14 protein-coding genes and 1 pseudogene are annotated in these 14671 nt (G+C 66.1%); 9 read left to right on the top strand and 6 right to left on the bottom strand.

The window, feature by feature from the left end:
• Nucleotides 1-245 (top strand): annotated as a pseudogene (locus ACNA7R_RS05885) (hypothetical protein); the annotation flags it as partial.
• A 55-nt stretch (nt 246-300) separates the two neighbouring features.
• On the opposite strand, the gene katG reads toward ACNA7R_RS05885, so the two are convergent.
• From katG to ACNA7R_RS05865, 4 genes are all read right to left on the bottom strand, one after another.
• A complete protein-coding gene (katG, locus tag ACNA7R_RS05880) occupies nt 301-2493 on the bottom strand; it encodes a catalase/peroxidase HPI (protein WP_416282630.1) in 2193 nt (730 codons plus the stop codon).
• Nucleotides 2494-2828: 335 nt separating this feature from the next.
• Nucleotides 2829-4172 carry a RimK family alpha-L-glutamate ligase gene (locus tag ACNA7R_RS05875; RefSeq protein WP_416282629.1) on the bottom strand — a complete coding sequence of 448 codons (1344 nt, stop codon included), beginning with the start codon at nt 4170-4172 and terminating at the stop codon, nt 2829-2831.
• A 71-nt stretch (nt 4173-4243) separates the two neighbouring features.
• Nucleotides 4244-5713: a polysaccharide biosynthesis C-terminal domain-containing protein gene (locus ACNA7R_RS05870; protein WP_416282628.1), complete on the bottom strand. Its 1470-nt coding sequence runs from the start codon at nt 5711-5713 to the stop codon at nt 4244-4246.
• Between the two features lie 269 nt (nt 5714-5982).
• Nucleotides 5983-6735, bottom strand: coding sequence for a GNAT family N-acetyltransferase (locus tag ACNA7R_RS05865; RefSeq protein WP_416282627.1), 753 nt, complete (start codon nt 6733-6735; stop codon nt 5983-5985).
• 153 nt (nt 6736-6888) lie between these two features.
• On the opposite strand from ACNA7R_RS05865, the gene ACNA7R_RS05860 reads away from it, so the two are divergent.
• The 7 genes from ACNA7R_RS05860 to ACNA7R_RS05830 all read left to right on the top strand — a co-directional run bounded on the left by ACNA7R_RS05860 (nt 6889) and on the right by ACNA7R_RS05830 (nt 13266).
• The gene (locus tag ACNA7R_RS05860) at nt 6889-7986 is read left to right on the top strand and encodes a succinylglutamate desuccinylase/aspartoacylase family protein (protein WP_416282626.1); all 1098 of its coding nucleotides are present in this window, start codon (nt 6889-6891) and stop codon (nt 7984-7986) included.
• 102 nt (nt 7987-8088) lie between these two features.
• Nucleotides 8089-8517, top strand: coding sequence for a succinate dehydrogenase, cytochrome b556 subunit (sdhC, locus tag ACNA7R_RS05855; RefSeq protein WP_416282625.1), 429 nt, complete (start codon nt 8089-8091; stop codon nt 8515-8517).
• Nucleotides 8517-8882 carry a succinate dehydrogenase gene (locus ACNA7R_RS05850; protein WP_416282624.1) on the top strand — a complete coding sequence of 122 codons (366 nt, stop codon included), beginning with the start codon at nt 8517-8519 and terminating at the stop codon, nt 8880-8882. The genes sdhC and ACNA7R_RS05850 overlap by 1 nt, the downstream gene beginning before the upstream one ends.
• A gap of 1 nt (nt 8883) precedes the next feature.
• Entirely contained in the window at nt 8884-9768 is an 885-nt protein-coding gene (locus tag ACNA7R_RS05845) for a succinate dehydrogenase/fumarate reductase iron-sulfur subunit (RefSeq protein ID WP_416282623.1), read from the top strand.
• A 1-nt stretch (nt 9769) separates the two neighbouring features.
• Entirely contained in the window at nt 9770-11608 is a 1839-nt protein-coding gene (locus tag ACNA7R_RS05840) for an FAD-binding protein (protein ID WP_416282622.1), read from the top strand.
• Nucleotides 11609-11717: 109 nt separating this feature from the next.
• Nucleotides 11718-11903 (top strand): hypothetical protein, encoded by a 186-nt coding sequence (locus ACNA7R_RS05835; protein WP_416282621.1) that lies wholly within the window; start codon nt 11718-11720, stop codon nt 11901-11903.
• Between the two features lie 61 nt (nt 11904-11964).
• Complete coding sequence (locus ACNA7R_RS05830) at nt 11965-13266, top strand: 5'-deoxyadenosine deaminase (RefSeq protein WP_416282620.1); 1302 nt, start codon at nt 11965-11967, stop codon at nt 13264-13266.
• Nucleotides 13267-13286: 20 nt separating this feature from the next.
• Here the strand turns inward: ACNA7R_RS05830 and ACNA7R_RS05825 are convergent, their stop codons facing one another.
• Nucleotides 13287-13481, bottom strand: coding sequence for a XapX domain-containing protein (locus ACNA7R_RS05825; protein WP_416282619.1), 195 nt, complete (start codon nt 13479-13481; stop codon nt 13287-13289).
• Between the two features lie 131 nt (nt 13482-13612).
• On the opposite strand from ACNA7R_RS05825, the gene ACNA7R_RS05820 reads away from it, so the two are divergent.
• Nucleotides 13613-13831 carry a helix-turn-helix domain-containing protein gene (locus ACNA7R_RS05820; RefSeq protein ID WP_416282618.1) on the top strand — a complete coding sequence of 73 codons (219 nt, stop codon included), beginning with the start codon at nt 13613-13615 and terminating at the stop codon, nt 13829-13831.
• On the opposite strand, the gene ACNA7R_RS05815 is transcribed toward ACNA7R_RS05820, so the two are convergent.
• Nucleotides 13832-14647, bottom strand: a complete 816-nt coding sequence (locus ACNA7R_RS05815; RefSeq protein ID WP_416282617.1) for an HD domain-containing protein — start codon at nt 14645-14647, stop codon at nt 13832-13834.
• Nucleotides 14648-14671: the final 24 nt, after the last annotated feature.

The raw sequence follows: 14671 nt of genomic DNA, 5'->3' as shown, positions 1-14671 counted from the left end.
CCGACCTCTCCGAGGACGACGAGGGGAAAGCCGTCGTCGACGGGCGCGGCGAGCGGATCGGAATCGTCACCGGCGTCGAGGGCGGGGTCGCGTACGTCGATCCCGAGCCGGGGCTGACCGATCGGCTCAAGGCGAAACTGGGCTGGCTCGAGCGCGACGACGACGACCGCCCGCTCGAGCGAGGCCAGCTCGACGAGATCACCGACGACGAACTGGTCGTTCGCCACGGGCTCGAGGACGAGTAGTCGAGGCGATAGTCGACACGACAAAAAATCGACAGCGAACCGACTCAGCAGGCGGTTACTCGAGATCGAAGCGGTCGAGCTGCATGACCTTGCTCCAGGCCTCGACGAAGTCCTGTACGAACTTCTCCTCGCTGTCCTCGGAGGCGTAGACGTCCGCGACGGCTCGAAGTCGGGCGTTCGAACCGAAGACGAGGTCCGCGCGGGACGCCGTCCACTCGACCTCGCCCGTCTCGCGGTCGCGCAGGTCGAACACCTGGTCGATCTGGTCGGCGTCGGAGTCCGCGGTCGCCTCCCAGCCCATGATGTCCTGGGAGCTGTCGGAGGCTTCCCACTCGTAGTCCATGTCGAGCAGGTTCACGAAGAAGTCGTTGGTCAGCGTCTCCGGCCGGTCGGTGAGGACCCCGAGGTCGGAGTCCTGGTAGGTGGCGCCCAGCGCGCGCAGGCCGCCGACGAGCACCGTCATTTCGGGCGCCGTCAGGTTCAGCAGGTCAGCCCTGTCGACCAGCAGCTCCTCCTGGGACCGGTCGGCTTCGTCGCTGTAGTAGTTGCGGAACCCGTCAGCGTCGGGTTTGAGCGCCCCGAAGGAGTCGACGTCGGTCTGTTCCTGGGAGGCGTCGGTTCGGCCGGGTTCGAACGGCACTTCGACGTCGTAGCCGGCGTCGGCCGCCGCCTGCTCGACGGCCGCGTTGCCGCCCAGCACGATCAGGTCGGCGAGCGAGACCCGCACGTCGTCGGATCGCGAGCCGTTGAACTCTTCCTGGATCTCCTCGTAGGTCGAGAGCACCGTCTCGAGCTGGTCGGGCTCGTTGACCTCCCAGCTTCGCTGGGGCTCGAGGCGGATGCGGGCGCCGTTCGCGCCGCCACGCTTGTCGCCGTAGCGGTACGTCGAGGCCGACGCCCAGGCGGTCTTGGCCAGCTGGGAGACCGACAGCTCCGAGTCGAGGAGCGCCGCTTTGAGCTCGTCGGCCTCGTCCTCGCCGATCAGCTCGTAGTCGGCGTCGGGGATCGGGTCCTGCCACATCAGCTCCTCCTCCGGAACCTCCGGACCGACGTAGCGCTCTTTCGGACCCATGTCGCGGTGGATCAGCTTGAACCAGGCACGCGAGAACGCGTCCTGGAACTCGTCGGGGTTCTCCTGGAAGCGCTCGATGATCTCCCGGTAGTCGGGGTCGCGCTTGAGCGCGACGTCGGTCGTCAGCATCATCACGTCTTCCTTCTCCGCGGAATCCTCGGCGCCCGGCGCGGCCTCGTCGAGTTCGCCGTTCTGCGTGGTCCACTGCCAGGCGCCGCCGGGACCTCGCTCGGGCCACCAGTTGTACTCGAGCAGGTTGTCGATGTAGCTCGTGTCCCACTGGGTCGGCGTGGTGTTCCACGGGCCCTCGATGCCGCTGGTGATCGTGTCGGCGCCCTTGCCGGAGCCGTGGCTGCTCTCCCAGCCAAGTCCCTGCTGGTCGATGGGGGCCGCCTCGGGCTCGGGCCCCATGTGCTCGTCGGGATCGTCGGCGCCGTGGACCTTCCCGAAGGTGTGTCCGCCGGCGATGAGCGCGGCCGTCTCCTCGTCGTCCATCGCCATCTGACCGAACGACTCCCGGATCCGTTCCGCCGATTTCTCCGGGTCCGGCTCGCTGTCGGGACCCTCGGGGTTCACGTAGATCAGGCCCATCACGGTGGCGGCGAGGTTACCCTGAAGCTCGTCGTTCTCGTCGAAGCGCTCGGAGGCTTCCCACTCGTCCTCGGGGCCCCAGTCGACGGCCTCGTCGGGTCGGTACTCGTCCTCGCGTCCGGCGCCGAAGCCGTACGTCTCGAATCCCATCGACTCGAGGGCGACGTTCCCGGCCAGGACGATCAGGTCGCCCCACGAGAGTTTCTGCCCGTACTTCTGCTTGACCGGCCAGAGCAGCCGACGGGCCTTGTCGAGGTTCGCGTTGTCGGGCCAGCTGTTGAGCGGCGCGAAGCGCTGTCGGCCGCCCGAGGCGCCACCGCGACCGTCTTTGATCCGGTACGTGCCGGCGCTGTGCCAGGCCATTCGGATGAACAGCGGCCCGTAGTGGCCGTAGTCGGCCGGCCACCACTCCTGGGAGTCGGTCATGACGGCCTCGATGTCCGCCTTCAGTTCCTCGTAGTCGAGTTCCTCGAACGCCTCGGCGTAGTCGAACTCCTCGTCCATCGGACCGACCTCGCAGGCGTTCTGGTCGAGGAGTTCCACGTTCAACCGGTTCGGCCACCACTCCTGGTTAGACCTTGTCATCGTTGTGCGGTTGTGGCTTTCGCGTATTAAGATTACCTAATCCGATAAGGAACTCTTCGCTCCCACCCAATCGATCTTTCGTATTTACGAACTTTTCTCACCCGCGAACCACCGTGTGTCCGTTCCGCGACACGAGCACTTACTACTGCTGTGGACGTTCGACGAACACGGTGGAGTCGGATTCTCGAGGTGGTGACAGATACCTGTCAGCGTCGACTCGCGATCGGACTCGGCGACGGGCGTTTCGACCCGCAAAAAAGTCCCGGGTCAGACGGAAGCCGCCGGTCTCCGCGCCGGGGCGGCCGGCTCTTTCGACCCGTCCGCTCTCGAGTCGTTTACTCCTCCTCTTCGGGTCTGTCCTGTGCGTCGCGGTCGATCCGCCGGCTGACGTCGACCTGGTAGTTCTCGAGGATGTCCCGGCCGAGCAGGACGGGGTAGTCCATGTGGCTTCGGTCCTCGACGCTCGCGGTGACGGTATGCTGGTTGCCGCCGACCCCGACGACGACGTCGACGACGGGGCGGCTCTTGGAGGTCTTGCTGCTGCCGGATTTGACCCGCGTGATCGACTTGATCGGGCCGGCGCCGATGTCGGCCGCGAGCGAGGTGTCGATGCTCGTTCGGGTCGCGCCGGTGTCGGACTTCGCGAGGACCGTCTTCGAGCCGCTGGTCCCCGACAGGACGACCTCCTCGGTGTAGCCGATCACGGCCGACTCCCCGCCGAACGTCGACGCCTCGGGCGGCTTGGCGGAGGGCTGCGAATCGTCGAGCACCGCCGAGAGCTCCCTGACCCGGTCGTCGTCGACCTCGCCGCCGGCGCGTTCGATCGCGAGTTTGGCGATGTAGGGGGCGGGGCTGACCTGGGTCGCCTCGTACAGCCCCTTGAAGCCGGCCGTCGGGTTCACCTCGAGGACGAACCAGCCTTCCTCGCCCTCGACGAGGTCGACCCCGGCGTAGTCGAGACCGATAGCGTCGCTGGCGCGTTTGGCCATGTCCCGGGCCTCCTCGGGAAGGTCGTCGGTCGCGTTCTCGACGGCGCCGCCGAGGGCGACGTTCGTGCGCCAGTCGTTGTCCGGGGCGTAGCGGTACATCGCGCCGATGATCTTGCCGTCGACGACGTACACGCGGACGTCGCGGTGGCGCGCGTCCTCGCGGTCGATGAGTTCCTGCAGGAACGCGTACCGGTTGCCGACCTTCGCGTTGATCGGGTCGTCGCGGCCGACCTTCCAGGTTCCGCCGCCGTGGGTACCGATCGCCGTCTTGTAGACGGCTTCCTCGCCGTACCGGGATCGGGCCTCGTTGAGCTTCTCGTTGCTCAGTGCGAGAGTTACGTCCGGAACCCGAACGTCGTTGGCCGCAAGCGCCGTGCCGGTCGACATCTTGTGGATCGCCGTCAGCACCGACTCGGGGCCGTTGAGCATCGGAACCAGTCCCGAGAGGGTGTTCGCCAGTCCGAGTTCCTCGCAGGGCTGTTCGGTGTTCGACAGCAGCATCCGGTTGGCGATCACGTCGACCGACGGCTCGAGCGTGGCGCTTCCGTCGGCGACGCTGATCGACGTGTTCTCCGTGCGGAGCCACTCGGTGTCGTGCCCTAACTCCTCGGTCGCGTTGAGTATCGCTTTGGTCTCCTTGCTGGTGTGCAGGCTCAACACGCCGACGGTGACGGGATCGGAAACGGCCATACAGTATAGAGACGAACGGTATTGATAAGCGTTCATGAGCGATGGCAAGCTACCGAACGACCGTTCAGCGGCTACGTGATGACCGACCGAACTTTCTGGACGTCGATCATCCCCGCCGTCACCGCGAGCACCCACCAGGTGGCCACGCCGAGTCCGATCGCGACGAACAGCATGACGAGGTTCGAAATCAGCGGCGTCACGAGCAACACGGCGACGGCCATCACGCCCGTGATCGCACAGATCCGACCGAGGGTCCGCACGAGGGTCTCGAGCCGCAGGGAGAGCTCGCTGTGGACGATGTAGAGGTTCACGGCGACGTAGACGGTGTGGGTCGCGACGGTCGCCGCGGCGGCACCGACGACGCCGAAGGTCGGGATGAGGACGAGGTTGAGTCCGAAGTTCGCGACCGACGTCCCGCCCTTCGCGATCGCGCGCGAGCGGGCCCGGCCGAGGTAATCCAGGCTGTCGCTGGTCAGGTTCGTGATCGCCTGCAGGATGACAAAGCCCGCGAGGATCTGCAGGACCGGGACCGCACCCGCGTAGTCGGCGCCGAACACCATCGTCACGAACGGGTCGGCGACGATGACGAGCCCGACCGTCGCGGGAACGTACAACAGGAGGACGTTCGTCAGCGACGTCTCGTAGATTTGGCGGGCGCTCTCGAGCTGGCCGGTCGCCTTCTGCTCGCCGAAGTTCGGCGAGATCGTGAACCCGAGCGACTCGGCCGGCGCGAGCAGGAAGTCGGCGATCTGCTTTCCCAGCTGGTAGAACGCGACAGCGGCGGGCGTCAGGAAGATCCCGACGAGGACGACGTCGATGCGCTTGTCGATCACGTTCGCGCTCCGGGTCGCGGTCAGCGGAACGCTGTACTCGGCGAGGCGACGGGCGAGTCCGGGCTCGTACTCCTCAGCGGGCTCGTACCGGGTGTAGTACTCGAGGTACAGGATCGTCAGTCCGACCGCGGCCGAGAGCGCGTAGCCGACGATGTAGCCGAACAGCGCGCCGAGCGCGCCCATCCCGAGCACGACGAACGCGACCGCGAAGAGCAGCCGGGCGGCGCCGCTGATCGCCTGGATCGCCGCGCTGTACCCCAGCCGGTTGAACCCCTGTAAGGCGATCTGGGAGCTGGTACTAAAGGAGAACGCGACGATGTACAGCGCTCCCGCGGCGAGGAAGGGGGCGGCACCGGGATCCCCGAGCGCGGCGGCAAGCCACTCGTGGCCGACCAGCAGGCCGGTCGTGACGACCGCGAGCAGCCCGAGCTTCAGCGCCAGCGTCGTCCGGATCAGATACGGGATCTGGCCCGGGTCGCGCTCGCTGTACTCCGAAAAGTATCTCGCGGCCGACTTGCCGAGGCCGAGGTCCGCGACCAGCTGGATCACCGCCAGCACGCCGATCGCCCAGTACAGCGCGCCGTACCCGTCGGGGTCGAGCAGAAAGCGCGCCAGTACGAGCATCAACAGCGCGCTCGAGATCATGTATATCGCCCGCGCAACCAGCGTCGCCTTGAATCCGCGAACGATGTGGTCCTGCCTGTTCATGCGTCGTGACGGTCGCGATCGCCGAACGCCGAGCTACGCCGTCGGGAGCGGAACCGCGACTCGCCGAATAGTCCAGCGAGGACGGGATTGTAATGCAGGGACAACTTCTGGAAGGGAGAGGCAACTGCGCGAACGGAATCGACGCCGACGGCCCGGAGTCGGCGCTGGGGCAGGTAGGGACGGCCTACTCGAGCGCGTCGCACTCTCGCGGCGTTCGGACGGATCGAAACCGAGCCGAACCGAGGGTCCGAAAGAATCGCGTCGGTTCGCTACAGGTACGAGGAGTCCCAGCGGGTCGGCTTGCGGCGGTTGCCACAGCCGTTACACTCGATGCGGCCCATCGTGTCCATCGCGTTGTCGATCGAATCGCAGTTGCCACAGAGCCAGCCGTAGCGCTCGGCCTGGTCCTCGGTCTCGAAGGCGCCGTAGAACGGCGCCTTCGAGCCGCGGTCCGCGTCCCCGTAGCTGACGTACACCGTCTTCCCGTCGACCTCGAGCTCGTCGACGGCGGTCCAGTCGTCGCCGCTCTCGATCTCGCTTTCGACGTAGATGTTCTCGGTGAACGTCTCCTCGCCGATCTCGACCTCGCGCTGGTCGGCCTGCTCGAAGCCGTGGTCCGCGTAGAACTGATTGCCGCCCTCGTTGTCCTCGAGGACGAAACACTGGACCTGGTCGGCGCCGTCCTCGAGGAGCTTCTCGCGGGTGCGAACGAGCAGCCGAACCCCGGTCCCGTCGCCGCGAGCCTCGGGGTCGATGTGGAGCCACAGCAGCTGCCCGTTGCTGTACTGCTGGCCGACCAATTCACTGTGGGAAAAACCGATAACCTCGCCGTCGCGCTCGATGACCAGGATCAGCGAGTGGTCATCGGCGATGTCGTCGGCGAACTCCTCGCCGTACCACTGATCGACGGCGCTGTCGATCGTCTCTTCTCCGAGAAAGTCCGTGTAGGTCGACGAGAGCGAGTCGTGGGCGATCGAACGGATCGTGTCGGCGTCGGCGTCGGTCGCTTCGCGAATCTCCATGCGCGTACCGTACAAGTCGGGCATACAAAATCTATGCCCTGAATTTCAACTGCCTTACGCTATCTCGGCGGGGACAGGACTCGCGGTCGGGTTCCGGAATCGGCGCCGGACGCCAAACAAAGATTCAGGAGGGTCCCGAACCAGTGGCAACCTATGAGCGGTAACGACGCGGCCGACGACTCGCTCGAGTCGTCCGACTCGCCGCCGATCGACGACGACGTATTCACGTACGACGGCGGCCGGGTCGATCCCGGCGAGTCGGCGAACATCCGGTACGGAATCAGCGAGACGTACCTCGGTGACCCCGTCCGGATCCCCGTCACGATCATCAACGGGGAGCAGTCGGGGCCGACGATATTCCTCTCGGCGGCCGCACACGGGGACGAACTCAACGGGATCGAGGTCGTCCGCGAGGTGGCCCACGACTGGGACCACTCCGACCTCCACGGCACGCTGGTCTGTCTTCCCGTAATGAACGTCCCCGGATTCCTGGCCCAGGAGCGGTACCTGCCGATCTACGATCGGGACCTCAACCGGTCGTTTCCCGGCCGCGAGGGATCGACCAGCGCCAGGCGGATGGCCCACCGCATCTTCACGAACTTCATCGAGCCCTGCGATCTGGGGATCGACTTTCACACGTCGACGCGCGGACGGACGAACATGCTCCACGCGCGAGCGAACATGGACGATCCCGGCGCCGCCCGCGTCGCCAGCGCGTTCAGCACCCACGTCATCATCGCGGGTCAGGGACCGTCGGGCACCCTGCGACGGGAGGCGACCGACGCCGGAATTCCGACCGTCACGATCGAGATGGGCGAGGCACACCGCTTCCAGCGGCGGCTGATCGACCGCGCGCTGACCGGCGTCGCCAGCGTGTTCGCGGAGTTCGGACTCCACCCGGGCGCCGCCGTCCACTGGCCGGGCTGGCGCACCGTCATCGACAGCGACGACGAGAAGACCTGGCTCCGGGCCGACGCCGGCGGAATCGTCGACATGAAACACGGCCGGGGCTCGCTCGTCGAGGAGGGGGACGTGATCTGTACCATCACGAACCCGTTCAAGGAGAAAGAGGACATCGTCACCGTCGAGGCCCCCTTCACGGGACTGATCGTTGGCGTCCTCGAGAACCCCGTCGTCTATCCGGGCAACCCCCTCTGTCACCTGGTCGGGCTCTCGCCGGACACCCGGACGGCCTTAGAGAACGACCGGACGGGGACCAGGACCGGCCCGCAGTCCCAGCTCCCGATGTGAGCCGTCGCTGACCGCGGTTCGGGGACCGGGATATGGAACCCGGTAAACCAGCCGATAAAGGTAACTTCTATACGCTCACGGTCAAACCGTCCAGACGAGCGTATGAGTCAGTCTTACAATCGCGGTCTCATCGAGGACTTCGGTCGCTGGAAGGAGTTCTCGGCCGGTATGTGGGCGTGGATCTTCCACAAGTTCACCGGGTGGATGCTGATCGGCTACCTGTTTACCCACATCGCCGTGCTGAGTACGGCCATCGGCGCCGCAAGCGGCGACCCCGCGCTGATCCCGCAGGGCGAGGACGTCTACACCCAGACCATCCAGGGTCTCGAGTCGCTGTTTATTATTCGCGTGCTCGAGGTCGGGCTGCTTGCCGTCGCTGTCTTCCACATCCTGAACGGGCTCCGGCTGCTGATGGTCGACCTCGGCGTCGGCCTCTCGGCACAGGACAAGAGCTTCTACGCCTCGCTGGTGCTGACCGGTATCATCACTATCGCGAGCGTGCCGACGTTCATGGACGGGGTGGCGATCTGATGGCGGAACAGTACTCCTCCTTTACGCGGGGCGGGACCGGCTGGTTACTCCAGCGTATCACCGCGGCGTTTCTGATCGTCGTGCTGGCGTTTCACTTCTTCCAGCTGCACTTCGTCAACCACGCTGCGGACGTAACATTTGCAGGGACGCAGGCCCGAATGGAGAACGTCGGGTACTTCCTGACGATGGTGTTGTTCCTGATCGCGGGGACGTTCCACGGCGTCAACGGCGTCTACAACGCCCTGGTCAACCAGGGGCTGGAAGGCACGCAAAAGAAGGTCGTGCTCGCCGTATTGTCGCTCGCCGGGATCGCACTCATCGCCCAGGGTATCTGGGTCGCAGTCGCCATGGCGGGGTGGACCTAACATGAGTACACAACAAGAACAACCGCAAGAACCCGAATCCCAGGAAGCACCGGAAGACCCCGAGATGCGGGGCGCCGAGTCGCCACAGCAGGAGCGACTCAAGGAGAAAGAGCAGGGACTCGCCCAGGAGGAAGCCGTCGACGAGTCCGACGTCGAGGGCGAGACGGTACACCTCAAGGTGTTCCGCTACGATCCCGAGGTCGAGGGCAAACAGGAGCCCCGCTTCGACGACTTCTACGTTCCCTTCGAGAAGGGGATGACCGTCCTCGACGCGGTGATGTACGCCCGCGACGAGTTCGACTCCTCGCTTACGTTCCGTCACTCCTGTCGGCAGGCCGTCTGTGGCTCCGACGCCTTCTTCGTCAACGGCCGCCAGCGCCTGGGCTGCAAGACCCAGATCTCGGAGCTCAAACAGCCGGTCCGGGTCGAGCCGCTGCCACACCAGGAGGTCGTCAAGGACCTGGTCGTCGACATGGACCACTTCTACGACCAGATGCACGCCGTCGAGCCGTACTTCCAGCAGGAGGAGTTGCCGGACGGCGAATTCGAGGAGCAGCGCCAGTCCCGCGAGAACCGCGAGAAGGTGAAGATGTCAACGCGGTGTATCTGGTGTGCGGCGTGTATGTCCTCGTGTAACATCGCGGCCGGCGACAACGAGTATCTCGGGCCGGCGGCGATCAACAAGGCCTACCGGTTCGCGATGGACGAACGCGAGGACGAGGAGATCAAGGAGCACCGCCTCCGCATCGTCGAACAGGAACACGGCGTCTGGCGCTGCCAGACCCAGTTCTCCTGTACCGAGGTGTGTCCGAAAGATATCCCCCTGACCGAGCACATTCAGGAGCTCAAACGGGAAGCGGTGAAGAAGAACCTGAAGTTCTGGTAAGATGTACGAACACGACGTTATCGTGGTCGGCGCCGGCGGCGCCGGCCTCCGGGCCGCAATCGCAGCGCACGAGGCGGGCGCCGACACGGCGATCGTCTCGAAACTCCACCCGGTCCGCAGCCACACCGGCGCGGCCGAGGGCGGGATCAACGCCGCCCTCCGCGAGGGCGACGACTGGGAGCTCCACGCCTACGACACGATGAAGGGGTCGGACTACCTGGCCGACGCCCCCGCCGCCGAGACGCTGGCCCAGGACGCCCCCGAGGAGACGATCCAGCTCGAGCACTGGGGGATGCCCTTCTCGCGCGAGGACGACGGTCGGGTCTCCCAGCGGCCGTTCGGCGGCCTCTCGTTCCCGCGGACGACCTACGCCGGCGCCGAAACCGGCCACCACCTGCTACACGTCATGTACGAGCAGGTCGTCAAACGCGGCATCCAGGTGTACGACGAGTGGTACGTGATGAACCTCGTCACCGACGACGCGGCAGACCCGAACGATCGGGAGTGTCACGGCGTCGTCGCCTACGACGTCCAGTCGGGCAACGTCGAGGGGTTCAAGGCGAACAACGGGGTCATCCTCGCGACCGGCGGTCCGGGTCAGGCGTTCGACCACACGACCAACGCCGTCTCCTGTACCGGCGACGGTCACGCGATGGCCTACCGCGCGGGCGCGCCGCTCGAGGACATGGAGTTCATCCAGTTCCATCCGACGTCGCTGCCCTCGACGGGCGTGCTCATCTCCGAGGGTGTTCGCGGCGAGGGCGGGATCCTCTACAACGCGAAGGGCGAACGGTTCATGTTCGAGTACGGGTACGCGAACAACTCCGGCGAACTCGCCTCCCGCGACGTCGTCGCCCGCGCCGAACTCACCGAGGTCAACGAGGGTCGGGGCGTCAACGACGAGTACGTCCACCTCGATATGCGCCACCTCGGCGAGGAGCGCATCCTCGACCGCCTCGAGAACATTCTGCACCTCGCGGAGGACTTCGAGGGCGTCGACGGGCTCGTCGAGCCGATGCCGGTCAAACCCGGCCAGCACTACGCGATGGGCGGGATCGACGTCGACGAGAACGGCCAGACCAACATCGACGGGCTCTACGCGGCCGGCGAGGCCGCCTGCGTCTCCGTCCACGGCGGCAACCGTCTGGGCGGGAACGCCCTCCCCGAGCTGATCGTCTTCGGCAAGCGCGCGGGTCGCCACGCCGCCGGCGACGACCTCGGCGCAGCCGAGATCAAGACCGGCTACGGCGACGACGTCGAGGACGAGACCGAGACGGAACTGCCCGTCCAGCCCGGCTCGGCCGGGCTCGACACCTCGGGTGGGGTCGCCGCCGACGGAAGCGGCGTCGCGACCGAGGCCGACGGGCTGCTCGAGCGCGCCGTCGAGGCCGAGCGGGCTCGCGTCGACCACCTGATGGATAAAGACGACGGCGTCCAGCACGCCCAGATCCGCGCGAAGCTCCAGAAGGCGATGACCGACTACGTCAACGTCTTCCGCACCGACGAGGGGATCCGAAAGGCGCTGCGGGTCATCCGGGAGTGTCGCGAGGAGTACCAGAACGTCTACGTCGACGACCCCTCGCGCACCTTCAACACCGACCTCCAGCAGACCTACGAGACGCGCAACCTGATCGACGTCGCCGAGACGATCGCGCTGGGTGCGCTCGTGCGAAACGAGTTCCGGGGCGCCCACTGGCGCCAGGAGAACCAGGAGCGCGACGACGAGAACTGGCTCAAGCACACGCTGATCTCGTGGGACGACGGCGAGCCGTCGATCTTCTACCGGCCCGTCATCCTCGAGGGCGAGAAGACCTACGAGCCGAAGGAACGTAGCTACTAACGGCTCGGGGTCACTTTTTTGGGCGTATCGCCGCGAGAGGCGATCGACGCGGCTCGGCGACGATCGACATCAACAGTGCTTTGGTCTCTGTCCCGTTTCGTTCGCGTAGATGGGACTCGAGCGATTCGTCCGAGTGAACGTCGTTCTCGTTCCGATACTCGTCGCCGGCGGCTACCTGCTGATCGATCACATCCCGTTGCTCGTCTGGTTCTTCGGCGTCGCCTACGTCACGTTCGCCGCCTTCATCTGTCTCCTGTGGGGGCTCTCGGTAGCGTCGCTGAAGATCCGGCCCTGACGCCCGGCGGACGCGACGAATCCACAGAGATAAGCCGCTTCGTCGGCTACCGGGAGAGGGTATGTTGCTGTCGGGAACCGTCGTCGCCGACGCCGACACCGTGATCGAGGACGGTGCCGTCGTCGTCGAGGACGACGTCATCGTCGCCGTCGGGAAGCGGTCGGACTGTCTCGAGGAGTACCCGGACCACGAGCGCAACTCGTATGACGTGCTCGCGCCGGGAACGGTCGGCGCCCACATCCACTCCGTCCAGAGTCTCGGTCGGGGCATCGCGGACGACACCGAGTTGCTCGACTGGCTCTTCGAGTACGTCCTGCCGATGGAGGCCGAGCTCTCGGCCGAGGAGATGCGCGCCGCGGCCGAACTGGGCTACCTCGAACTGATCGAGAGCGGGACGACGACCTGCGTCGACCACCTCTCGGTCGCCCACGCCGAGGAGGCGTTCGAGGCCGCCCGGGAGCTGGGGATCCGCGGTCGGCTGGGCAAGGTGCTGATGGACAAGGACGCGCCGGACGGACTGCTCGAGGACACCGACGACGCGCTCGCCGAGAGCGAACGGCTCATCGAGGAGTACCACGCCCCCGACGGACGGATCCGCTACGCCGTCACGCCGCGCTTCGCCGTGAGCTGTACGGAGGCGTGTCTCCGCGGAAGCCGGGAGCTCGCCGACGCCCACGACGGGGTACGGATCCACACCCACGCGAGCGAGAACCGCGGCGAGATCGAGACCGTCGAGAAGGAGACGGGAATGCGGAACATCCACTGGCTCGACGAGGTCGGACTCACGGGCGAGGACGTCGTGCTCGCCCACTGCGTCTGGACCGACGAGAGCGAGCGCGAGGTGCTCGCCGAGACCGACACGAACGTCACCTACTGTCCCTCGTCGAACATGAAACTGGCCAGCGGCGTCGCGCCGGTGCTCGACTACCTCGACCGGGGAATCAACGTCGCGCTGGGCAACGACGGCCCGCCGTGTAACAACACGCTCGACCCGTTCACCGAGATGCGCCAGGCCTCGCTGCTCCAGAAGGTCGACCGGCTCGAGCCCCAGGCCCTCCCTGCACGGACAGTGTTCGAGATGGCGACGGTAAACGGCGCCGAGGCCGCCGGCTTCGAGCGCGTCGGGAAGCTCCGCGAGGGGTGGAACGCCGATATCGTCGGCCTCGAGACCGACGTTACGCGCGGGACGCCGATCCACGACGTGCTCTCGCACCTGGTCTTTGCCGCCCACGGCGACGACGTCCGGTTCACGATGGTCGACGGCGAGGTCCTCCAGCGCGACGGCGAGGTCGTCGTCGCCGACGCCGGAGCGATCCGGGAGCGGGCCCGAGAGTTCGCCGCGGGGCTGGACGTCGCACCCTGAGAGCGATTCGACGGTCGACGTCAGAGTCCGATCGACTCGAGGACGTCGAGTGTGACGCCGGAGGCCTCGACGAGCTTGTATCCGAGGTAGATCCCGACGATTCCCATGAGTCCCGGCAGCTCCGGCGGCGCCGGAATCGGGACGTCGAAGAGCGCGAAGAAGGCTCCGGTGAGCGCCCCGGTCAGCAGACCGAGGACGACGAGCTGTATATTCATACCCGTCGAGAGGGCCAGCGGCGCCAAAAGCGTCCTGACTCGCTCGCGACGCTCGAGGAGCGTGGGTTCGTCCCGGTTTCGACAGTTGACGATAGCTGGTTTTAATATCGTCGAACGACGGAACGACGAGTATGCAACTGGACGCGAGACCCGACGTTTCGATCCCCGAGGAGTTCGAATCGGCACAGGCGAAGCTGCTCTACCTCTACCTGCGGGAGTGGCCGGACGCCAGCGCCGACGAGCTCTGTGCGGCACTGGGCGTCGAGAAGGGAGCGGTGCTCTCGATCGCACGAACGCTGCGAGAGCGGGGGTACGTCGAACGGGACGACGGACGGTACCGGCTCGCCTGATTACAGCTCGATCCGTTCGACCAGCTGTTCGTGGTTCTCGTTGGTGTTGACGGCGACGATACGGATCTCGTCCTCGAGTCCCGAATCTCGAAGCTTCGCCTTCAGCAGGTTGTCGACCTGGTAGACGCCCGCGGCGTTGGTCATCGCGATTTCGACCATCACGGGCCGGGACTCGCCCTCGTGTAAGGTGACGTGGCTGATCGCCTGGCTCGAGAGCGTGTTGATGCCGCGACCGCCCTGTTCGTAGGGGATCCGGGAGCGACCCCGCTCCATGTCGAGCGCGTCGGCGACCCGGATGACGCCGGCCTCGGTCGTCAGGGGCGTCTCGGCGGTGTGGTGACAGAGGATCGCGTGGAGCACCTCGCCTTTCATCCGGACGGTGTCGGCGACGTCGTAGAACTCCGGCAGCACCCGCTCTAAGATGTCCGCGGCGAGGGGAATCGAGTAGTAGGCGTGCTGGTCGCGGTGGACGACGTGGCCGACGTCGTGAAGCGTCGCCGCCAGCGCGACGATCACCGCCTCGTCGGCCTCCTCGAGGCCCTGTTCGCTGGCGCCGTTGAACTCGACGTCGCCCGCCTTCAGCAGGTCGTACAGACAGAGCGCGCGGTTGCGAACGATCTCGATGTGTTTCGCGCCGTGGTCGTTGTATCGCATCCGGTCGACGGCGTTGATGTTCTGGGCCTCGAGATAGGTCTGGATCTCCTCGTCCGCTTCGATGAACTCGAGAACCTGGTTCAGCTTCGTGTCGGGGAAGTGGTGGTCGGCAGCAGGAACGTAGACGCGGCCCGCCTGCTCGTCGGTCGTAGAATCGCTCATATCCGCACGAGGCTGCCCGGCTAA

Origin of the sequence: Natronococcus sp., from assembly GCF_047921035.1 — an archaeon.
Lineage (GTDB): Archaea > Halobacteriota > Halobacteria > Halobacteriales > Natrialbaceae > Natronococcus.
This window is presented reverse-complemented; position numbering and strand designations above follow the sequence as displayed.